The sequence below is a fragment of the Paenibacillus sp. 2003 genome, from assembly GCF_031455635.1.
Lineage (GTDB): Bacteria > Bacillota > Bacilli > Paenibacillales > Paenibacillaceae > Paenibacillus > Paenibacillus amylolyticus_B.
On record NZ_JAVDTB010000001.1, the window covers coordinates 2,639,689 to 2,660,870 of the forward strand.

Annotated in this window: 20 protein-coding genes; 7 read left to right on the top strand and 13 right to left on the bottom strand. The window is 45.4% G+C overall.

Annotated features, from left to right (window positions below; all coding sequences use genetic code 11):
• The first annotated feature begins 137 nt into the window (after window positions 1-137).
• Both J2X75_RS11345 and J2X75_RS11350 read left to right on the top strand, forming a co-directional pair.
• Entirely contained in the window at window positions 138-824 is a 687-nt protein-coding gene (locus tag J2X75_RS11345) for a response regulator transcription factor (protein WP_036672909.1), read from the top strand.
• Window positions 809-2,275: a HAMP domain-containing sensor histidine kinase gene (locus tag J2X75_RS11350; protein WP_310336466.1), complete on the top strand. Its 1,467-nt coding sequence runs from the start codon at window positions 809-811 to the stop codon at window positions 2,273-2,275. The genes J2X75_RS11345 and J2X75_RS11350 overlap by 16 nt, the downstream gene beginning before the upstream one ends.
• A 96-nt stretch (window positions 2,276-2,371) precedes the next feature.
• On the opposite strand, the gene J2X75_RS11355 is transcribed toward J2X75_RS11350, so the two are convergent.
• Window positions 2,372-3,184 carry an AAA family ATPase gene (locus J2X75_RS11355; protein ID WP_310336468.1) on the bottom strand — a complete coding sequence of 271 codons (813 nt, stop codon included), beginning with the start codon at window positions 3,182-3,184 and terminating at the stop codon, window positions 2,372-2,374.
• A 342-nt stretch (window positions 3,185-3,526) separates the two neighbouring features.
• Between J2X75_RS11355 and J2X75_RS11360 the strand changes: the two genes are divergently transcribed.
• Together J2X75_RS11360 and J2X75_RS11365 are read left to right on the top strand one after the other, a co-directional pair.
• Window positions 3,527-3,679 (top strand): DUF1540 domain-containing protein, encoded by a 153-nt coding sequence (locus tag J2X75_RS11360; RefSeq protein WP_074095586.1) that lies wholly within the window; start codon window positions 3,527-3,529, stop codon window positions 3,677-3,679.
• A 203-nt stretch (window positions 3,680-3,882) separates the two neighbouring features.
• Entirely contained in the window at window positions 3,883-5,340 is a 1,458-nt protein-coding gene (locus tag J2X75_RS11365; protein WP_310336471.1) for a 4-hydroxyphenylacetate 3-hydroxylase N-terminal domain-containing protein, read from the top strand.
• Between the two features lie 17 nt (window positions 5,341-5,357).
• On the opposite strand, the gene J2X75_RS11370 is transcribed toward J2X75_RS11365, so the two are convergent.
• From J2X75_RS11370 to J2X75_RS11380, 3 genes are read right to left on the bottom strand one after another with little or no spacing between them, the layout of a single operon-like run.
• On the bottom strand, window positions 5,358-5,924 hold the full coding sequence (locus J2X75_RS11370; protein ID WP_150365473.1) for a nitroreductase family protein: 567 nt from the start codon (window positions 5,922-5,924) through the stop codon (window positions 5,358-5,360).
• A gap of 52 nt (window positions 5,925-5,976) precedes the next feature.
• Window positions 5,977-6,783 carry a hypothetical protein gene (locus tag J2X75_RS11375; protein ID WP_310336472.1) on the bottom strand — a complete coding sequence of 269 codons (807 nt, stop codon included), beginning with the start codon at window positions 6,781-6,783 and terminating at the stop codon, window positions 5,977-5,979.
• A gap of 5 nt (window positions 6,784-6,788) precedes the next feature.
• Complete coding sequence (locus J2X75_RS11380) at window positions 6,789-7,241, bottom strand: flavodoxin (RefSeq protein ID WP_091017919.1); 453 nt, start codon at window positions 7,239-7,241, stop codon at window positions 6,789-6,791.
• Between the two features lie 293 nt (window positions 7,242-7,534).
• Between J2X75_RS11380 and J2X75_RS11385 the strand changes: the two genes are divergently transcribed.
• The 3 genes from J2X75_RS11385 to J2X75_RS11395 all read left to right on the top strand — a co-directional run bounded on the left by J2X75_RS11385 (window position 7,535) and on the right by J2X75_RS11395 (window position 9,670).
• Window positions 7,535-8,398, top strand: a complete 864-nt coding sequence (locus tag J2X75_RS11385) for a class I SAM-dependent methyltransferase (protein ID WP_017687801.1) — start codon at window positions 7,535-7,537, stop codon at window positions 8,396-8,398.
• 2 nt (window positions 8,399-8,400) lie between these two features.
• The gene (locus tag J2X75_RS11390) at window positions 8,401-9,132 is read left to right on the top strand and encodes an RluA family pseudouridine synthase (protein ID WP_310336474.1); all 732 of its coding nucleotides are present in this window, start codon (window positions 8,401-8,403) and stop codon (window positions 9,130-9,132) included.
• A gap of 193 nt (window positions 9,133-9,325) precedes the next feature.
• Window positions 9,326-9,670 (top strand): MGMT family protein, encoded by a 345-nt coding sequence (locus tag J2X75_RS11395; RefSeq protein WP_310336763.1) that lies wholly within the window; start codon window positions 9,326-9,328, stop codon window positions 9,668-9,670.
• Between the two features lie 109 nt (window positions 9,671-9,779).
• On the opposite strand, the gene J2X75_RS11400 is transcribed toward J2X75_RS11395, so the two are convergent.
• The 9 genes from J2X75_RS11400 to J2X75_RS11440 all read right to left on the bottom strand — a co-directional run bounded on the left by J2X75_RS11400 (window position 9,780) and on the right by J2X75_RS11440 (window position 21,135).
• Entirely contained in the window at window positions 9,780-11,291 is a 1,512-nt protein-coding gene (locus J2X75_RS11400) for a DHA2 family efflux MFS transporter permease subunit (RefSeq protein WP_124116268.1), read from the bottom strand.
• Window positions 11,288-11,734 (bottom strand): MarR family winged helix-turn-helix transcriptional regulator, encoded by a 447-nt coding sequence (locus J2X75_RS11405; protein ID WP_036613308.1) that lies wholly within the window; start codon window positions 11,732-11,734, stop codon window positions 11,288-11,290. The genes J2X75_RS11400 and J2X75_RS11405 overlap by 4 nt, the downstream gene beginning before the upstream one ends.
• A gap of 274 nt (window positions 11,735-12,008) precedes the next feature.
• Window positions 12,009-12,449, bottom strand: a complete 441-nt coding sequence (locus J2X75_RS11410; RefSeq protein ID WP_036613306.1) for a MarR family winged helix-turn-helix transcriptional regulator — start codon at window positions 12,447-12,449, stop codon at window positions 12,009-12,011.
• Window positions 12,450-12,677: 228 nt separating this feature from the next.
• Window positions 12,678-15,140: a DNA gyrase subunit A gene (gene gyrA / locus J2X75_RS11415; protein ID WP_310336476.1), complete on the bottom strand. Its 2,463-nt coding sequence runs from the start codon at window positions 15,138-15,140 to the stop codon at window positions 12,678-12,680.
• A gap of 12 nt (window positions 15,141-15,152) precedes the next feature.
• The gene (gene parE / locus J2X75_RS11420) at window positions 15,153-17,132 is read right to left on the bottom strand and encodes a DNA topoisomerase IV subunit B (RefSeq protein ID WP_091029012.1); all 1,980 of its coding nucleotides are present in this window, start codon (window positions 17,130-17,132) and stop codon (window positions 15,153-15,155) included.
• A 76-nt stretch (window positions 17,133-17,208) separates the two neighbouring features.
• On the bottom strand, window positions 17,209-18,198 hold the full coding sequence (locus J2X75_RS11425) for an ABC transporter permease (RefSeq protein ID WP_310336479.1): 990 nt from the start codon (window positions 18,196-18,198) through the stop codon (window positions 17,209-17,211).
• A complete protein-coding gene (locus J2X75_RS11430; RefSeq protein ID WP_310336480.1) occupies window positions 18,191-19,156 on the bottom strand; it encodes an ABC transporter ATP-binding protein in 966 nt (321 codons plus the stop codon). The genes J2X75_RS11425 and J2X75_RS11430 overlap by 8 nt, the downstream gene beginning before the upstream one ends.
• A complete protein-coding gene (locus J2X75_RS11435) occupies window positions 19,157-20,029 on the bottom strand; it encodes a GDSL-type esterase/lipase family protein (protein ID WP_310336483.1) in 873 nt (290 codons plus the stop codon).
• A 290-nt stretch (window positions 20,030-20,319) separates the two neighbouring features.
• A complete protein-coding gene (locus J2X75_RS11440; protein WP_310336484.1) occupies window positions 20,320-21,135 on the bottom strand; it encodes a CAP domain-containing protein in 816 nt (271 codons plus the stop codon).
• Window positions 21,136-21,182 lie beyond the last annotated feature (47 nt).

Consider the following 21,182-nt stretch of genomic DNA (forward strand, 5'->3'; position numbering starts at 1 on the left):
TCAATTGAATGTGTCAGGAAGAAGTCAAGATAAGACAAGTCCCATATTTTTTTGAAATCCGTAATACAGGATTGGCTTTACGCTCTAGCTCATGTAAAATCAGTACAAGTTTACAAAGCGAAAGGAGAACGCTTTTCTTGAAATCTATACTTATCGTCGAGGATGAGCAAGCTATTGCACGAGTATTGGCTGCTTATCTGAGAAAAGCAGAATTTGAAGTTCATCATGCAGCAGATGGACCGACTGCACTTACCCTTTTTGATACCGTAACGCCTTCCCTTGTATTACTTGATGTGATGCTGCCAGGAATGGACGGATGGGATCTGCTGCGGATTATTCGTGAAAAAAGTGCTTGTCCCGTGATCATGCTAACCGCACTGGATGACATTTCAGACCGTCTCAACGGACTGAATGCTGGTGCTGACGATTATATGAGCAAACCTTTTGTACCGGAAGAAGTGGTCGCCAGAGTTAATGCGGTGTTGCGTCGTAATCCACATTGGACCTCAGGTGGCAAAGAGAAGCGTTCTTTTGGAAATCTCGTCATTGATCTTGCTGCCAAGCAGGTGTTGCTGAACGGAGCAGAGGTTGCACTCACACCTCGTGACCTGTCGTTACTGTTCTTCCTGTCCGATTATCCGAATCGGACATTTACCAGAGATCATCTTATTGAGCAGGTATGGGGGATGGACTATGATGGCAGTGACCGTGCTGTAGATCTATCGATTAAACGACTACGTCAAGCCCTCTCCCACTGGTCGCCAGAGACGGGAGAAATTCGGACGTTGCGAGGAATGGGGTATCAATTTTGGATCGCCAACTGAAACAGAAGAAACCCAAACGAACGATATCCATTCTGTCACACTGGACACTGCGATATTTTCTAATTTTGTGTATTGGATTCACGATTATTGCGGCAGGAGCACTCTACTGGATTCGAACAACTTCCATTGAGAAAAGCCTCAAAACCGCAGAACTGCTTGGTCTGGAGATTGCCGATCATGTGACCAGTGAAAATAATATGCTTCGGGTTCCACCCGATCTTGACAGACTGGTAACCAAGCGAGAGAAACTATTTAATACAGATCATTATTTTTGTGTCATGATCTTGGACAATAACAATCAATTGATCTTTTCCCAGCCTAAAATGGAGCAAAAAGATGTGCATTATCGACTGTCAGACGACTATCTTGAACCGCGCAACAACAAATATGCAGGTGTAACGGTCAACATATCCGAAGGCGACCAAACCTTGGGTAAAGTGTGGGTCATGCAGTCCAAACAATCCATTACATTTGGTCCAGAGACGATATGGCTCGTGGCTCTAATCCTCGGAGGACTAATCCTCTGTGGATGGTTTACAATCTATCTCCTGTCCAAAAAGTTATCCAGACCGATTCGTCAGGTCGCCTATGCCGCTGAGCAGATTCGAGGTGGCAATTATGATGTGAGTCTTGACTTGAATACACGAGAACGTGAGATCAATGAACTTGTAAATTCATTTCGCGATATGGCTACTCGTCTCCAACAGCTCGAAGAATGGCGTACACTTTCGCTGGCAGGAGTAAGTCATGAACTCAAGACACCGGTAACTTCCATCAAGGGGCTCGTTATGGCAGTACGTGACGATGTCGTGAGTCCACAGGAAGGAAAAGAATTTTTGGATATCGCTTTGAAGGAATCCGAACGCATGGAGCGTATGGTCGCAGATTTGCTTGACTATAATGCCATGGCTGCAGGAAGTGTTGCCGTTCGCAAGGAACGGACGGATCTGAAGCTGTTGGTTGGTGAGATCATCTATCAGTGGAAGATTGCGTATGAGGACAAAATGCCAGAGGTTCAGCTGCACGCCCCTCCAATTAACTTCTTTACCATGGGGGATGCTCTCCGCATTCAGCAGATCATTGTCAATTTGCTCAATAACGCACTTCATGCCACAGCTCCTGAACAGAAGGCTGTCTTCGATATTTATCTAAGTAAAGAAGAACAGATGCTGTACGTTGATGTCAAGGACAACGGCACAGGCATCGCAGCTGAAGAACAACCCAAAATCTTTGAACGGTTCTATCGTGGAGAAATCAAAAAACGTCGTAACCGCGGCCTGGGTCTAGGATTAACATATAGCCGCCTACTCGCTCAGGAACAGGGCGGTGAACTGACACTTGTCTCCAGCAGCCCGGAAGGCAGCATGTTCAGATTAAGCCTGCCACGCTGGACTGCAACACAAGAAGCCCTAAATACAGAAAAAGCATACGGAGCAGCCGTTAAGGTGTAACGCACCACGCTAACATGACAACTAGCCCAGAACTCCATTCAGGAGACTGGGCTAGTTCAACGTTGTTCCTTGTTGCTTTATCCAGAATGGAAGCATTCAACACTCTAATACACGTGGTCTGTATTCATCGTAAGCATCCGAGATCAGTTGCTTATGAAGTGTACTGCTGGCTATGATCGCTTTCCGTTTTGCTTTCAAAACGATCTGCTCTATATCCGCATAACTGCACCCGGTTAAGCGTTCACATATGTAATCTTCCAGCTGGGTCTCCTGTTCAAATGCCCCCACCAACTTGCTGATATACAATCTGCGACTTGAATCGTCAGGCATTCCATAGGTCATCTTGGTATCAAACCGCCGCCAGATGGCGTGATCCAGTTGGGTTTCCAGATTCGTCGCAGCTACCAGGATACTGTCCCCATCGAATTCGTCCAGACACTGCAACAACGTATTGACGACACGAGCCATCTCTTTCACTTCATCATTGCTCTCACGCGTCCGGCCTATGGCATCAAATTCATCCAGAAATAACACACAGGGATTCATTCGTGCATATTCGAATAACTTACGTACATTACTCCCCGTCTCCCCAAGATGGCTATGAATGATCGCATCTAATCTCACAAGAACCAATGGCAGATCAAGGCGCTCCGCCAGATGTGATGCCGTTAATGTTTTTCCCGTACCGGGAGGCCCGAACATGACCATTTTGTTGGGGATTGATACATCATGCTCTCTGAACTTCTCTTTCATGCCCAGAATGGTGACAAATTCATTAATGATGCGTTCATTTTCAGCGGAAAATACAATATGCTGGGCTTTATGTCTACACTCTTTCGGCGTGTAAAAAGCAGCCATATCGATCCCTTTCGCGCGGGGAATCCGGTTCATATGGTTTATTTTGCTCATGTATACACATGCTCCTTCATTTATGGTTTCGTGTAAATGCTTGGTTCAAGTTATATAGAATCAATTAGACTTTTAATCGTAATTATTACTATTAAATAATAACATACTACTGCCTTTTTGCAAATATAACCACAGCACGTCCACTATTTTGCCACAGATGGGGGCATTTGGTTGCAAGCTTCAATAAAATTTGCTATTCTAAGTGTGCATCGTTGTGTATAACGCAAAAAAGCCCTCCGAATTTCGTGAGAGCAAAAATTTTCCAGATTGGCAAGCGGCAACTTGTTATATCCGGATCTTTATACCAACGACTGTAATCCAATTAAAGTGAGGTTAACAATCATGGCAAAAGACGTATTGTGTGAAGTTAATTCCTGTCGTCACTGGGCTCAAGAGAACAAATGTAACGCATCTTCGATCTACATCGTGAGTCACAGTTCCAAAGAAGCAAGTCAGTCTGCTGAAACAGACTGTAAGACATTTGAAGTAAAATAAGTAATTTCATGTGATCCACTTAAAGGAGCCCTTACCGGTTCCTTTTTCTTTTTCCATTGTAACAAGAATGATAATTATTATCAAGCCCTAATCTATATAAAAATCCTTCTCACCTCTTAAATGCACATTGGACAGATCACCTACGTACACTACGTAAGAAGTCAGTCTGCCCATGAACGATTAGAACCAAGAGGTGAATAACAATGCCTGTTAAAAGTGGCACACAGTATCGTGAACGAATTGATGCACAGTCCGTCCCTTGCTGGTACAAAGGTAACCTTATTACTGGAAAACGCTCTGAACATGTAGCATTTGCTGGTTTAATGGAGACTCAGATGTACATGTATGATCTGCAATCTGATCCTAGATATGTGGAAACGATGACGTATGCCTCTCCGGCAGACGGAAAAACAGTAGGCATATCCTTCCTGCCTCCAACCAGTGCGGACGACCTCCGCAAACGACGGGAAGGGATGAATATCTGGGCAAATGTCCATCATGGCTTTCTTGGTCGCTCACCCGATTACATGAATACAGCCATTATGTCCTTTTACACAGGTGCCGATCTTCTGAACGAATTATCTCCCCAATATGCAGAAAATCTCAAAAATTATTATGCCTACTGCCGTGATCATGATATTACGCTATCCCATGCCTTCATTCAGCCATACGCCAGCAAAATTTCAGGACAATTGGATGCCACTGAGGATGCTATTGCCGCAAAGGTCGTAGATCGTACCGAGGAAGGTCTCATTATTAGCGGAGCATTCATGATGGCTACACAAGCTGCCACTTCGGATGAGATTTTTGTCTACCCGTCCCCTTCTCCCGCCCCATTTGATGACGAAAATCCATTTGCATTCTCTTTTGCTGTCCCCAATGATCTCCCAGGAATCAGTCTGGTATGCAGGGATACCTACGCAGCCGAATCTCACACCAACTATCCTCTGAGTTCCAGATATGAAGAAATGGACAATATCGTCATCTTTGACCGGGTGCTCGTTCCGCATGAACGAATATTTTTTGCAGGAAGTGAGGAAATGTCCTCGCGTCTCTTCAGTGGCAGTAACTTTCATATTCACGCAGGTCATCAGGTATTGTGTCGTTATATTGCCAAGACGGAATTTGTTCTCGGTACACTCCAGCTTCTCACGGATACTCTCGATCTGAATACAGAAGCACATGTTATTGAGAAAACTGCACGAGTGTTCGCAGGTCTTGAATCGTTAAAAGCATTGGCTTTGGCCGCAGAGGCAGGTGCCATACCGGACGGAAGAGGATTTGTATTACCTGCACCCAAACCATTGATGGCAGCCAATCTGCTTTTTCCGAAACTTTATCCTGAGATGATTGAAATTCTGCAACTTTTGGGTTCGAGCGGGGTAATTATGATCCCTCAGGAAGAAGAGTTTCAATCCGATATCGCTCCTTCACTGAATATATATCTGAAAGGGAACGATATGGCTTCTTATGAACGCAACGCTCTGTTCCGCCTGATCTGGGAGCTTGGGGCTGGATCATTCGGGGGCAGACAGACCCAATTCGAACGATTCTTTTTTGGCAATGTCCTTACAGTATCCAATCGATTATACTCCGTATATAACAAAGATCAGACGAATCGTCAGCTCGTTCGTGATTTTCTATCCAACACCAGCAAATAAGTAACTAAAGAATCGTTTTATACCAGATGGTCATAGACCGTCATCAGTTCAGAGGCTGGTCTGCTTGCATCCACATCCCGCAATCCAGGCTGGTCTCCGTAACCGATATGGAATACCCCCAGCACCTTCTCTGCACTTGTCAAACCCATCAAATTCATGAACACAGGATGTTGTTGATAATCATTGATCTTCCAGACCGCATTCAAACCCTGTTCCGCAGCCAGAATACTAAAGCGTTTGCTCCAGGCTTTGGCCGGCAGAAGATCATCCTCACGGGCATTTCTAGGTGCCACGACAACCAGATGGGTTGGAATTGCTTCCGTGTATTGATATGTAGCCCAATCGCCGTAGCGATCAGCCAGATGAGGTGGATAGCTCTGTCTGACCGCTTCCAGATAAAGCTGTCGCCCTTCGCCTGCAAACAACATAAACCTCCAGGGTTCTGAACTCATCACATATAATGAAGGATCTGCTTCATCAAGCAACTTCCGTATAACCGACTGGGGTACTGGCAACGGACTGAATTCGCAAGTTCCTGCACGTCTCTTGCCGCTGCTTATATCTTGACTTAGACCGGTAGACATGGCAACTTCCCCTCCTCTATGTGCATGATATATCGTTATCCTTCAATCGCCTTCACATCAACCATGTTTTCTTCGGTTCAATGGCTTCCGTTTTCCAGCGATCTATCTCTTCGTGTATACGAGCTTTATCACGCGTCGTAAATTGTTCTGACTCCACCACTTCTGCTTGCGGCATGCTGTCACGTATCAAGCGAATGTAGTCCATGGAACGTATCAAAGACTGGCGTCCAGGAATGTACCTAATTTTGCGTCCTTCCAACAAGCAGTATATCTCGATCATACCCGGTAATTTTCCGAAGGCTTCCCAGCAGAATACACTGACCATATGCTGAAACGCCTCAACTACGTTTGGATCATGGACAACCATATATTTCTGAATAAGCAGCGAATCCCAGCCTTCGGGTTGCCAGGCCGCCTGAAATATCATCGACAAATGCATGGATAATGAAGGTAATTCTGTCCTCCACTGTTCAAAAAGAATGGCTGGATGCTTCAGATCATCGTTCATTGCAATGGCGAGTGACAATTCATCCGTAATCTTGTTCTTCACATCCCAGTAATGGAGAACAGATTCGAAACCATCCGTCTTTCTGGGCCACCACTTCTCAAGTAAATACTGTACGGGTATCTCTTTACGAACATCGGGGTCGAGACTGTAAAAGGCATTGATCGCATGGCTCACCGCATATTGTACACGGTGCCTCCATTGCAGTGGAAGACGCTGCTCAGACACGGGTTCAGGGCGGATGAATCGGTGTGGGCTGCGCAGCATTTCTTCCAATCTGTAATCTTCAAGCAGACGTCCAGAAAGATCATTTCTTCCGACTGGCATCGCTGCCTGAACATTATGTTTTAACATGATCTTTAGGATACCTGTAATCCGGCAGCAGCGAAGCGTTTGCCAAAATCACGGCATGTTTCTTTCTCCTGCTCAAGCGGACTGTATTCAATTTTCAACATCTCTGGAGATACCTCCGCCCCACGCTCTTGCAGCTTGGCAGCCGCGAGATCAACTGCACCGCAGAACTGCTCATACGAGGTGTCACCACTACCAAACACCGCAGCTCTCTTACCACTCAGGTCCAGCTCATCCAGCTCCTCATAGAAATCAAGGAATTCATCTGGCAACTCCCCATCTCCCCAGGTGTACACACCGATCATGAATCCGTCATAGTCCAATACATCAGATGCATTACAATCCGTTACGGATTTCAGGTCTGCCTCGTGGCCTCCCTTTGTAATTCCCTCCACAATCAGTTCTGCAATTTCTTCTGTATTTCCTGTCATGCTCGCATAAGCCACTAACAATTTAGCCATCTATTTTTCCCTCACTTTAATTTGATCATGTAATATTCTCTCTATGAAGAAAGAATGAATTTTGGATTAACAAAATCATATGTGATAATGATTATCATTGTCAAATTAAATTTTTGGTTATCTTTGTTTTTCAGTATATGGGGCATGTTGGATTTCAACACAGCTAAAATACTTCATCCTTTAAGGTCAGATGTAATACCTTCCTCCAATGATCCCGTCCCCCAACTGGCGTACAAGCCCTTTTTTGTTGTACAATAGTATCCAAATGACTTTTGAAGGATGGATAAATCATTATGTACGTAGCTAAGAATTGGAAGGACTATGAAGTAATCGATACAGGAGGCGGCGAGAAACTGGAGCGTTGGGGAGATGTGATTTTACGCAGACCTGATCCACAGATTATCTGGCCCCTCGAGCAAGAAACCAATGAATGGCGTCAGGTGCATGGTCACTATCATCGCAGCTCTTCTGGTGGCGGTAACTGGGATATGAAAAAGCCCATTCCCGAGCGCTGGACGATCGGATACGAAAACCTGAAATTCCACATTAAACCTACCAGCTTTAAGCACACTGGTCTGTTCCCTGAACAAGCCGCCAACTGGAGCTGGATGATGGATAAAATCTCCAATGCAGGACGCCCGATTTCTGTCTTGAACCTGTTTGCCTATACAGGCGGAGCAACGGTAGCCGCAGCTTACGCAGGCGCTTCTGTTGTGCATGTGGATGCAGCTAAAGGCATGGTTCAATGGGCCAAGGAAAATGTTCAATTATCCGGACTGGCTGATCGCCCTGTTCGTTTTATTACAGATGATGTATTCAAATTCGTACAACGGGAACAACGGCGTGGAAATCGTTATGACGCCATTATCATGGACCCTCCTTCTTATGGCCGCGGTCCGAATGGCGAGACATGGAAACTGGAAGAAAACCTTTATCCATTCTTGAAGTCATGTATGACGATCTTGTCGGATAATCCATTATTCATGCTGGTTAACTCCTACACCACGGGCATCTCCTCCACGGTTCTGCGCAACATGTTGACCATGACAATGTCTGCTCAGTACGGTGGTGACATTACCGCAGGTGAAATCGGTCTGCCGATCACACGCAGTGGTCTTGATCTGCCTTGTGGTATTCTGGGCCGTTGGGAGTCCTAATCATGTCAGAACATCGGCATGATCACGATGCAATTCCGATTCTGTTTGAAGACAACCATCTGTTAGGTATTACGAAGCCGGTCAATGTACCTACCCAGGAAGATGCATCAGGTGATCCGGATTTGCTCACATTGCTGAAGCAAGATCTGAAAGAACGATATAATAAACCTGGCAATGTCTATCTCGGGTTAGTACACCGACTTGATCGTCCTGTTGGAGGGGCAATGATCTTTGCCAAGACATCCAAAGCAGCTTCGAGATTGTCCGAGACAGTGCGGGGACGTCATTTCCGTAAAATATATGCGGCTGTAGTACATGGCAAGTTGCCTGCACAACAGGGAACGTTAAAACACACGCTGCTGAAAGATGCACGTACAAATACTGTTACTGTTGTACCTAAAGGTACGGCTGGCGGTAAGGATGCCGTTCTGGATTACCGTGTTATCGGCGAGACAGACCGTTACAGCCTCGTCCATATCGAACTGCACACCGGCAGATCTCATCAGATTCGGGTGCAAATGAAAGAAATCGGCTGCCCTCTGTACGGGGATCAGAAGTACGGCGCAAGCGTGAATAAACCCGGGCAACAGATTGCTCTATGGTCTGCGATTGCTGCTTTTCCTCATCCAGTTACCAAGGAAGAAGTTATTCTGCAATCTTTGCCTGCAAGAGAATTCCCCTGGGCAGAATGGCCCGCTGCCGTGTACCAAAAAGCTTTTGGACAATCTCAATAAGTACATGTTCAGCAAGACTGGTTTTCAGTACCGAGAAGATGGGATCAAAAGCGGTTTTATCGAACAACCTCTATAAGTGCACAGGATCAGGTTAGATTTGTCCATATTACGTGTCGTTCAGATTCTGTATCTGAACGACACGTTTTTTCATATTTTCAGCTATATACCTAAGATACAGAGAGGAGACATCATGATGACCCCGTTTACCAAACAAGTCATTGCGATCATCGCGGCGATTCCCGAAGGTAAAGTGATGACTTACGGTCAGATTGCAGCCCATGCTGGAAGTCCAAGAGCGGCGAGACAAGTCATCCGTATTCTGCACTCGATGAGCCGCAAGGAACGTCTGCCCTGGCACCGTGTTGTCAACGCAAAAGGCGAAATCTCCATACCGGACGAACACTCGCGCATGATGCAGGAAACAGAACTGATTAGCGAAGGTGTGGAGTTTCAGCTGAACGGAACCATTAATCTAAAACGGTTCGGACATGAGCCCGATCCTGTATTTCTTATCGATCCAACGATCCAGCCCGAATAATAAGAGTACTCTCCTCCTATCGCGCACACCAAAAAAAAAGAGAACTCAGGCAGTTAGGGTTACCCCTTCGACTGCTAGAGTTCTCTTTTTTGGTTTTATCTAATATTCGTTATGCAGTAGCCGTCGCTTTTTCCTGTTCTACAGTAACAGGTTCAACAGCTGGTTTTGTTTTCCGAATAAAGAACGCCATGATCAAAGCAACCACAGTCATTCCGGTAGCCACAATGAATGCATAATTAACACCGTAAATCGTTGCATCTGCTGTAGCAGCTATCATCGCTGTCTTATCAGTAGGATCAACCTGACCCGCAGCCACTGCATCCGCCAGATGTGTTTTGAGCTTGCTACTCATGATGGTAACGAGTATAGCTGTACCAATCGCTCCGGCAACAGTACGCAATGTGTTGGACATGGCGGTACCATGCGCGTTCAGACGTTGTGGCAGTTGATTCAGACCTGCTGTCTGGATCGGCATCATCAGCATCGACATACCGAACATACGAGCCGTGTAGATAAACATCATGTAGCCGTACGTAGTATCGATTGCCAGGCGACTCAGTCCAAATGTTGTGATCGCCGTAATAGCAAGACCCGCAACTGAAAGCCAGCGAGCGCCTACCTTATCAAATATACGACCCGTGATCGGAGACATGATCCCCATCAATATCGCACCAGGCATCATCAAAAGTCCTGACTCAATCGGTGAGAAACCACGAATGTTTTGTAAGAAAATAGGAAGCAGGATCATACCTGCAAACATCGCCATCGTCACAAGCATATTGATAATTGTCGTTAATGAATACATATTGTACTTGAAAATACGGAACTCAAGGAGCGGATGATCTGTTGTCAGTTGACGAATAACGAACAGAATCAGGGATATCGCACCTACTACGAGGCATCCAATGACAATTGCACTGCCCCATCCATCGGTACCCGCATCACTAAATCCGTAAAGCAAACTACCAAAACCAAGTGTAGATAAAATAACGCCTGGATAATCCAGTTTAGGTCTGGATTGACGTGTTACGTTTTTAACAAAAGCAATACCGATTGCCGTTGCAATAATAGAGAATGGCAAGATGATGTAGAACAACAATCTCCAGGAATAATGCTCAACCACATAACCTGAAAGTGTAGGCCCAATCGCAGGAGCCAGAATCATCGCGATCCCCATGGTTCCCATGGCCTGACCACGTTTCTCGATTGGGAAGATGGTCAGGAATACAACGGTCATGAGAGGCATCAGGATACCTGCACCTGCCGCTTGAATAACACGACCTACCATCAGAATGGTGAAGGTTGGACTAAGACCACAGACTAATGTACCTATGGTAAATAGAGTCATGGCTGTAATAAAAATTTGACGCGTTGAAAATTTGGCAATCAGATATGCCGTAACCGGAATCAGTACACCGTTCACAAGCATATAACCCGTGGTTAACCATTGGGCTTTGTTTGCATTGATCGCGAGGTCTTCCATGATTTTAGGAAGCGCTACGTTCATCAGGGTTTGGTTCAGGAATGCCACAAAGGCACCAATTAACAATGCCGCTACAATCGGGCCTTTCTTGATGTTGTCCATCGCTGAGGATGGAGCTGCAGCAGTAGTCGTACTCATATGTTGTTCATCTCTCTTCCTTCTAACTTTTCAATCATTTGACTATGAATTCTAAGTAGGTGCTCAAGGTCTTCCTTCGATATATCCAGAATGGGTGACACTCTTTCCATCCACAAATGGTGCGTTTCCTGTTGGGCCTGTTCCCCTTTGTCCGTAATCTGAAGCTTAACGGATCGGCGGTCAGCATCTGAACGTGTCCGAACGATATACTCGCCTTTGACCAGTCGCTCCACAACAGCACTCATGGAACTGCTGCCCATATGGCATAGCTCAGCCACTTCGTTGATGCCAATGGAAGGACGCTCCCTCAGAATGGATAACACCATAAACTGGATCGAAGTCAGCTCGATCTCCTTGTTTTCATTCCAAAATGCTCGAAAAAGCATTTGATTCACTTGGCGGAACGAATTAATAATATAGAATACTTCATACGTATCAGTCATTGATTCACCCTTTTACTTTTGGAATATAATATTTCGCACACGAAATATCAGGGGAACAATTATTTATTATAACAAAAATATTTACATAGTCAACTCTTTACATATGAATTCACAAAATAATATTAGGACATACTAACTGTGTTACATCCTTGTCTTTACTCAACTAACCTGGACACAGTGTGTATCATATGTAATTTGTAAATAAAATAACCATAGGGCTCCTGCATGAAACGAGCAGGCACTCCTATGGTTATTCAGAAGAATCAGCATGGTATCATACCGAAGTAGATAAGGCAGGCTCTTTGGTCTTGGGTGTTGTCATTTTGCCTAACAGATATACCAGCAATTGTTGATTGTGCATCGAAATGTTACTGAGAACAGAGTTCATGAATTCATTCCGGATGGTGATTCCCCGCTCTGTCTCCATTCTTCCTTTCTCTGACAGAGATACCCACACAATGCGTCGATCCTGATTATCCCGATTCCTGCGAATCAGATCATTCTTCTCCATTCGATCGAGCAGCATGGTTACAGCAGCTGGCGTAGTCGACAGATAAGGAATCAGATCCGAAGGTTTCATCTTCTGATGGTCTTCAAGCACCTCCAGAACAGCCAGCTGAGCCTCTGTTAATGAGGGTGCCAGCTCTTGATCCATATGCAATTTATAATCTTTGGTTAACCTGGACCAACACTTGGCAAAATCGGAATTATACATCTTCCATCGCTCCTCTCTGCAACCGGTTATCACTTCACCTGCTTAAGTTTTCGCGCTCCAAAGCCGCATTCCTGCTGCCTTTTTTCAATTTCCTAGCGATCGACCGTAATCGACGAAGGTTGTTAAACTTCGCATGAATGCCCTCTTCTAATCCGCCTTCGAACAACAAAAAAAGACTCCTCGCATGACAGGATTAGCTGTTCTGCGAAAAGTCTCGTTTGTTTGTTTTTATGAAGATGCTGCTGGTTGATTCTCATTAAAGTCCCTTAGAAGTTCAACGATCTCGTCCTGTTTATCCACAGGAACAATCAGTTTGCCAATATGTTTGCGCTCAGTAATCGGAACACCTTCCGAAGAGATCTGATGCACTTGGCCTTCCTTGGTCATTACAGTGATCTTACGTTGCTCTTTGCAATAAAACGCTCCAACAATACGGCTGCCATTCGGTTTCACACGTTTGCCTTCTTTGAACTCAAATGTGACAAGCCCCTTGCCTCCACGGCTCTGGACAGCATAATCCAGGAGTAATGAACGTTTACCATATCCCAGATCGGACAACACGGCAACTTCACCTTCATCTCCTTCTACCCATAGAGCGGATACAACTTCATCTGTATCTCTCAACTGAATACCACGAACACCACCGGATACACGTCCCATTGGATTGACCTCATCCTCTCGGAAACGAATCGCCATGGCTTCTTTTGTAATCAGCATAATATCTTGAGCGCCTGTACTTAGATGTACAGATAACACTTCATCGTCCTTGCCCACTTTACAAGCCGCAACTGCACCGGAACGTTTGGTAACGTAATCCTTCAGTTCCGTTCGTTTCACCTGTCCTCTTCGTGTGACAAAGACCAGACTGTGATTTGGCTCTTCAAAGGATTTCACAGCAAGCACACTTGCAATACGGTCATCTTTCGCAAGGGGAATCACGTTCACAATGGCTGTGCCCGGGTCTTTCCACTTGAATTCAGGTACCTGATGAACAGGTAACAAGAAATACTGACCTTTCCTCGTAAAGACAAGCAGATTCTCAAGTGTGTTTACTTCCAGAACCTGAGCGATATAATCGCCATCTTTTACTCCACTTCCGCTCCGTTCACCACCAGAACGTGTAAAGGACTGCATGCCTGTACGTTTCACGTATCCTTCTTTGGATAACGTAACAAATACATCTTCCGCATTCACAAGTACTTCGAGATTAACCTTGAGTTCTTCCACTTCACCCTGAATCGCAGAACGACGGTCTATACCGTATTTCTCACGAATCTCCATCAATTCTTTGCGGATGACTCCGATGAGCTTGCGGTCACTATCCAGAATGGATCGTAATTGCGCAATCTTTTTCATCAGTTCACCGAGTTCCTTCTCCAGAGAATTAATCTCCAGATTCGTCAAACGGTATAATTGCAAAGTAAGGATGGAATCCGCTTGACGTTCCGTGAATCCAAACATCCACATCAGGTTATTCTGAGCATCCTGCCGGTTCTTCGACGCTTTGATCGCTGCAATGACCTCGTCAAGGATGTTAAGAGCTTTAACCAAGCCCTCCAGCACATGTGCACGGTCTTCCGCTTTCTCCAGCTCAAACCGGGTACGGAATGTCACAACTTCCCGCTGGTGGGCAATGTAAGCCTCCAGAATTGATTTCAATCCCATTTGTTGTGGTGCTTTATTCACAATCGCAACCATATTGAAGTTGTAAGTGACCTGCAGGTCGGTTTTCTTCAGCAAATAAGCCAAAATACCTTGTGCGTCCGCTTCTTTTTTCAACTCAACCACGATTCGCAGACCTTCACGTCCGCTCTCATCACGCACTTCGGCAATACCTTCAACCTTCTTCTCAAGTCGGATGTTCTCCATCGCTGTAACCAGACGAGATTTCACGACCTGATAAGGAATTTCGGTAATGACGATTTGCTGTTTGCCTCCGCGCATGTTTTCAATCTCGGTTTTGGACCGGATATAGATCCGTCCCTTACCTGTGCGATAAGCATCCAGAATGCCGTCACCGCCCATAATCAATCCGCCTGTTGGAAAGTCAGGACCCTTCATAAACATCATGATTTCGTCCAGCTCAATTGACGGTTTCTCCATCACAGCGATCGAAGCATCAATGACTTCACGCAAATTGTGTGGAGGAATCTCCGTTGCAAATCCGGAGGAAATACCGCTGACACCATTAACCAGCAAGTTCGGATAACGGGATGGCAATACAACCGGTTCTTTGGCCGTATTATCAAAATTATCCTTAAACAGAACCGTCCGTTTCTCGATATCGCGAAGCATCTCCATCGCGATGGGCGACAAACGGGCCTCCGTATACCGCATCGCCGCTGCCGGGTCATCATCCTGTGATCCCCAGTTACCATGACCGTCCACGAGCATATGGCCCATTTTCCATGGCTGAGCCATCCGCACCATGCCCTCATAGATGGATGAGTCACCATGTGGATGATAATTACCCATTACGTCCCCAACGGTTTTGGCAGACTTGCGATAAGTCTTGTCAGGCGTATTACCTGAATCGTACATGGCGTACAGAATACGCCGTTGTACTGGCTTCAACCCATCCCGGACATCCGGAATGGCTCGATCCTGAATAATATATTTGGAGTAGCGACCGAAACGGTCCCCAACGACCTCTTCGAGAAAGGCCGGCATAAATTGTTCTGATGGACTCATTCCAAGCACCTTCTATTCTTCGTACTCTGTAAAGTCGACGTTCTCTACAATCCAGCGTTTCCGCGGATCAACCTTATCACCCATGAGCGTAGATACACGACGTTCTGCTTTTGCTGCATCAACAATCTGTACCTTCAGCATCGCACGAGTTTCCGGATTCATTGTTGTCTCCCACAGTTGATCCGGATTCATCTCACCAAGACCCTTATAACGTTGAAGCTCAACATTATTACCGAATTCCTTCATATAATTCGCCAGTTCTTCATCCGTCCATGCATATCGAACACTCGCAAGCTTACCAGACTTACGAGTAAGTTTGTACAATGGCGGCTGAGCAATATATACTTTGCCTGCATCAATTAAAGGCTTCATATAACGATAAAAGAAGGTCAACAGCAGCACCTGAATATGTGCGCCGTCCGTATCCGCATCGGTCATAATGATAATTTTGGAATAATTGCTGTCTTCAACTGCAAATTCGGTTCCTATGCCCGCCCCAATCGCCGCTGTAATGGCACGGTATTCTTCATTTTTGAGAATGTCGGCCAGCTTCGATTTTTCTGGATTGAGCGGTTTTCCCTTAAGCGGCAGAATAGCCTGAATCTTCGAGTCACGTCCCTGTTTGGCAGAACCACCAGCGGAATCACCTTCAACAATAAACAACTCATTTCGGGTAAAATCCTTTGATTGCGCCGGCGTCAGTTTGCCGTTCAGGTTGGAACTCTCACTGCGTTTCTTGCCTGTACGCATATCATCACGTGCTTTGCGAGCTGCTTCTCTGGCTCTGGAGGCTTGAACCGCTTTGCGAATTAACGTTTGAGCTACCTGCGGGTTTTCTTCCAGAAACCTTTGAATATTTTCGGACACGACCGAATCCACTGCACTTCGAGCGGAAGCGCTACCGAGCTGATCCTTCGTCTGACCTACGAACTCAACATCTGACATTTTGACACTGATGACAGCCATCATACCTTCACGCAGGTCATTACCTTCGAGGTTTTTGTCTTTTTCCTTAATCATGCTGGTACGCCGTGCGTAATCATTCATTACTCGGGTATACGCAGCCCTGAATCCGGTCTCATGAGTACCGCCGCCCCGAGTAGGGATCGAGTTCACGAACGAAGCCAGTGTCTCCGTATAACCCGCGTTATACTGGATTGCCACTTCAACTTCAATGTCATCCTTCTCCGCATAGAAGTGAATAACATCATGCAGGACATCTTTATTTTCGTTAAGAAAAGCAACAAACTGGCTTGCTCCGCCTTCATACATGTATTCATCCTGATTGCCCGAACGTTCGTCCTTGAGCACAATTCTCAGACCCGAATTCAGAAAAGCAATCTCCTGAAGGCGTTCTGCCAATGTATCATAATTAAATTGAATGCCATTCTGGAACACACGAATATCCGGTTTAAATGTAACTTTTGTACCTGTCCGATTGGTATTGCCCAACACTTCGAGACCGGAGACCGGTTCACCGACATGTTCAATCCCTTTTTTGTCCTTCCAATACTCGAATCGCTGACGATGAATCTTGCCATCACGGAAAATCTCGACTTCAAGCCACTCGGACAATGCGTTTGTAACTGACGCACCTACACCGTGCAAACCGCCTGATTTTTTGTATCCTGATCCACCGAACTTTCCGCCTGCGTGCAAAATCGTAAACACGACCTGGGGAGTAGGAATCCCTGTTTTATGTATACCTGTCGGAATTCCCCTTCCGTTATCCTGAACCGTAATAGAACCGTCCTTATGCAGCGTGATATCGATTTTGGAGCAGAATTTGGCGAGATGTTCGTCGACAGCGTTGTCGACAATTTCCCATACCAAATGATGTAGACCCGAAGTGCTGGTGCTGCCGATGTACATCCCCGGCCGTTTCCGTACCGCTACCAACCCTTCAAGTACTTGAATGTCGTCCGCGTCGTAGCCTGAAGACCCCTGTCCTCCGCCTGTCGAACCTGCCGACATATCGATTTGCTCGACCATTCATGCTCCCCCTTCTTAACTTGCAACTAAAAAAATGCCTAAAATGCAAACAGATGTTTTCTTATCCTTGTCCATTTTAATTCAAGATATCCCGTTTCGTAAAGACAAGGAATGACACAATGAGTGAAGCAATGCCCCAAACACTAAGCACAATAAGGGAAAAACCTAAATTCATACCCTCGATTGGCGGTAATCCGCCAGACAAATAATTCGGAAGTTCGAGGTTAACCATGAACAGATACTTCGCTGTCTGCCAGGATGCTGCCATACTGGTCAAGATTGTTCCTGCAATCAGCGCGGCCATCATGATAACGATACTTGCAGCAGTACTGCGCACAAGCACGGATACCATAAATGCAAGCATAGCCACAATTACACTCACAAACCAGATCAGTCCTGCCTGCATAAGCATATACAGCCACTGGTCTACAGCATGCACTGCCGACATATCGACATCTGTTCCCACAACTTTGAATCCTGTGAAGATTGGCATGTTGAAACCTTTATAACCAAAGACCGCACCCGATATGACATAACATATAATGTAAGCTGATACCACTATGATCGAAACAAACATAATCAGCGTAATTAATTTACTCAGAAGCACTTTCCAGCGTCTAACCGGACGCGTTAAAAGCATTTTAATCGTACCTGTCGTACGTTCACCTGAAACAAGATCTGAAGCAATAGCCATGATTAACAGTGGAATAAACAAACCAACCGCGTTGTTCATGAACTCCCGCGTAAAGGTAACACCACCCGGTTCTTTGGGATTGATGTCATTTTCAAGATAATACTGCATCTGCTGGATATATACTGTTCTATATTTTTTGTATTCTTCAGGTACCCGATCGCTACCGAGCGAATTTTGATTGTCTGTGATGGCCTGTTGCAGTTCAAGACGCCAATCGCCGCCAAACTTGTCGCGATTATTCTCCGCAGATTTCATCTGGGCATACGTAAACATCGGTACAAGGACCGCAAGTACAATAAATATAATATAAAGCCGTTTTTTCTTCACCATCTTAATCGTTTCATTGCGGATCAGCGGCAAGATATTATTCAATGGATTCACCTTCTGTCATTTTTAAGAATAGTTGTTCGAGCGTAGGCTGAATCCGCTGTACCCCTTCAACCTGAATACCTGCTTGAACCATCTGCTGCACCAGATCAGGAATTCGATCTTCATGCATCTCGGCAACCACAGCGTTGGGACCAAGGCCCGCAACAATGGTATCATCCATCACATCCGCAGGTCGACTTACCAGAGTAATGCCTGCATCCAGCAACATATTTTTGCCTTGATCCAGTGGTGAAACGTGCCATATAGCCAACTTGGAATGATCTTCAATCAGTTCGCTTACGCCTCCAACAGCAAGCACACGTCCAGCACTGATAATCGCTACTCTGTCACAGAGAAGCTGGATCTCACTTAACAAGTGACTGCTGACAAATACAGCCATCCCTTCACTCGCAAGTTGTTTAATAAAGACACGAAGTTCCTTAATTCCTTTTGGATCAAGGCCATTCGTCGGTTCATCCAGAATGAGCAGACGAGGCCGCCCAAGTAACGCTTGTGCAATACCGAGCCGCTGACGCATACCAAGTGAGTATGTTCTGACTTTATCGTGAATACGCTGATCCAATCGTACAATATCCACAACTTCCTGGATACGATCATTATCCACTCCCGGTTGCATGCGGGCAAAATGTTCCAGGTTCTCCCATCCGGTCAGATAGGTATATACCTCGGGATTTTCAACAATGGAGCCTACATACTTCAAAGCGCGCTCAGGGTCCCGATTCACATCATAACCACAGACTTTAATTTTTCCTTCTGTCGGTTTGATCAGATCGACCAGCATCCGTATCGTAGTTGTTTTTCCGGCACCGTTGGGACCGAGAAATCCGAAGATTTCACCAGGTTTTACGTCAAATGTAACGTCTTTAATGATCCACTTGCGTCCGATCCGCTTTTTCAGATTCTGTACCGATAGGACGGAATCATACTGCTGCTCTGCCATTTAATTTCCGCTCCCTTCTGCCGGTGTATCTGCCTGGAATTCCTGTGCTATCCGAACTGCAATTTGCTCATAACCTTGTCCGTTGGGATGGAAATGATCTGACGAGAGATACTCCCCCAGATGATTTTCAAACAAATCGAATGTAGGGACCAGTGTCATCTTGTCCTCGTTGTTCAAAATAGCCAGTGCAGCATCGTTCCATGCAGCAACCACTGCATTACCCGGCTTCTCCAGTTCCTTCACATCACCAAATGGATTGTACAACCCTATGTACGCAATCTGTGCATCGGGATTAATTTCTTTGACTTTCTTCAATATCACTTGAAGGCGCTTCGACGTTTCCGGCAAAGCCGCTGCCAGCTGCTCTGCTGTTGGCGGATCTTCCCCCTGGAGAACTTGTCCTCCCTGGAACAAATCATTTGCGCCGATCGAGAGCAAAATAAAATTGGATTGTTGCAGGACATAACGCACGCCTTGCTCATCGAGTTTTTCCAATAAAGCATCTGTTCTCAAACCGTTTACACCCAGATTATTAAGAACCTGAACGTCATATCCTTTATCTTTAAGCAGGTTCCCTGCACGTCTCACAAAACCGAGTCCTTCATCATCCCCCGTGCCTCTTGCCAGGGAATCGCCGATGACGGCCATCCGAATCTTGCCATCTTCCACGACAGCCGGTTCCCCCTCGATATCCTTAGATGGAGCGGGTGCTTCCTGGCCTGTAGTTAATGCGGAATCTCCCTCGGGGAAAATCACGTCTTTTATGGCGTATCCAAATCCAAATAACAACAGCAAAGTTGCCAAGATGGATACTGTACTGACGGTTCTCCAGATCCATGGTGCTGAATCAAGGCTTTTTTTCTTTTTCATCATCACATCTCCGCTCATGTACACCAATCCGGGTGCTTAATAATTTATAATGACTTTACATTAAGGCGTGTCTAAAAATCCGCTTCCTTCGGAGTTTTCAGACACGCCCTGATGATGTTATTCCTAAATAACATAAATGTTCTGTCGTTAATTTGCAAATTTTGCCGCTACATTCGCAGAATTCATTTTCTATATGTCATTTAACGGAAAAAAGGTTATGCCATACACAGATTTCAACTGTGCTGGCATAACCTTGTGGAAAAGAAAGTTCATACTTTCTTCATTATAATTGCTTATTTACCGATAAACTCTTGAGCCCAGTATCCGTTGTAGAAACCTACACCGATATGCGTAAAGTTTTTGCTCAGGATATTGGCACGGTGTCCTGCACTATTCATCCAAGCTGTTACAACTTCCTGAGGTGTTTTTTGTCCTTTGGCAATGTTCTCACCTGCATAGCTGTAAGTTACTCCGAACTGTTTCATCATATCAAACGGAGAACCATACGTAGGTGACTGGTGATCAAAATAGTTATTGTTGCTCATATCTTTTACTTTGGCTACAGCTACTTTGTCCAGAAGAGCATCTGAAGTCAGTGCGCTCAGACCTGCTTTGGCACGCTCAGCGTTCACAAGCTTTACAACTTGCGTAGCAAAGTCGGATTGTGTGCTTTCGCTACCATTATTACTTGTATTGTTACCTGTATTACCTGTGTTACCTGTGTTTGATGGATCTTTAGCCGGAGTAGTTTCCGGTTTTTCTTCTTGAGCTGGTTGTGTTGGTTTAGTCGGTTGCTCAGGCTTAGTTGTAGGCTCAGCAGGTTTTGTTGTTGGTTGAGTTGGTTTTGTTGTCGGCTCAGCAGGTTTCGTTGTTTGATCAGGCTGCGTAGCAGGCTTCTCTACAATTTGCCCCTCGGATACGGTATATCCATTTTGTTTGAGCCATTTCTCAATATAAGCTTTCAAGCTGTCTGTACTTGTAATTTTGTACGTTGTGATAGTCTTATATGTTGAATCTGCAGCAGACGCGGAAGCAGGAAGCATTACCCCTACGGCCAGTACGGCTGTCAGACTACTCGTTACGACAGTTTTCATCCATTTCTTTTTCAAATTCATTCATCTCCTTAAGATTAGTTATTACAACTTTGTAATTAATA

What these genes read in the sequence shown, in the direction of transcription:
- J2X75_RS11355 (WP_310336468.1), bottom strand. Translation starts at nt 3,184, where the DNA reads ATGAGCAAAATAAACCATATGAACCGGATTCCCCGCGCGAAAGGGATC.
- J2X75_RS11360 (WP_074095586.1), top strand. Translation starts at nt 3,527, where the DNA reads ATGGCAAAAGACGTATTGTGTGAAGTTAATTCCTGTCGTCACTGGGCT.
- J2X75_RS11365 (WP_310336471.1), top strand. Translation starts at nt 3,883, where the DNA reads ATGCCTGTTAAAAGTGGCACACAGTATCGTGAACGAATTGATGCACAG.
- J2X75_RS11370 (WP_150365473.1), bottom strand. Translation starts at nt 5,924, where the DNA reads ATGTCTACCGGTCTAAGTCAAGATATAAGCAGCGGCAAGAGACGTGCA.
- J2X75_RS11375 (WP_310336472.1), bottom strand. Translation starts at nt 6,783, where the DNA reads ATGTTAAAACATAATGTTCAGGCAGCGATGCCAGTCGGAAGAAATGAT.
- J2X75_RS11380 (WP_091017919.1), bottom strand. Translation starts at nt 7,241, where the DNA reads ATGGCTAAATTGTTAGTGGCTTATGCGAGCATGACAGGAAATACAGAA.
- J2X75_RS11385 (WP_017687801.1), top strand. Translation starts at nt 7,535, where the DNA reads ATGTACGTAGCTAAGAATTGGAAGGACTATGAAGTAATCGATACAGGA.
- J2X75_RS11390 (WP_310336474.1), top strand. Translation starts at nt 8,401, where the DNA reads ATGTCAGAACATCGGCATGATCACGATGCAATTCCGATTCTGTTTGAA.
- J2X75_RS11395 (WP_310336763.1), top strand. Translation starts at nt 9,326, where the DNA reads ATGACCCCGTTTACCAAACAAGTCATTGCGATCATCGCGGCGATTCCC.
- J2X75_RS11400 (WP_124116268.1), bottom strand. Translation starts at nt 11,291, where the DNA reads ATGAGTACGACTACTGCTGCAGCTCCATCCTCAGCGATGGACAACATC.
- J2X75_RS11405 (WP_036613308.1), bottom strand. Translation starts at nt 11,734, where the DNA reads ATGACTGATACGTATGAAGTATTCTATATTATTAATTCGTTCCGCCAA.
- J2X75_RS11410 (WP_036613306.1), bottom strand. Translation starts at nt 12,449, where the DNA reads ATGTATAATTCCGATTTTGCCAAGTGTTGGTCCAGGTTAACCAAAGAT.
- gyrA (WP_310336476.1), bottom strand. Translation starts at nt 15,140, where the DNA reads ATGAGTCCATCAGAACAATTTATGCCGGCCTTTCTCGAAGAGGTCGTT.
- parE (WP_091029012.1), bottom strand. Translation starts at nt 17,132, where the DNA reads ATGGTCGAGCAAATCGATATGTCGGCAGGTTCGACAGGCGGAGGACAG.
- J2X75_RS11430 (WP_310336480.1), bottom strand. Translation starts at nt 19,156, where the DNA reads ATGGCAGAGCAGCAGTATGATTCCGTCCTATCGGTACAGAATCTGAAA.
- J2X75_RS11435 (WP_310336483.1), bottom strand. Translation starts at nt 20,029, where the DNA reads ATGATGAAAAAGAAAAAAAGCCTTGATTCAGCACCATGGATCTGGAGA.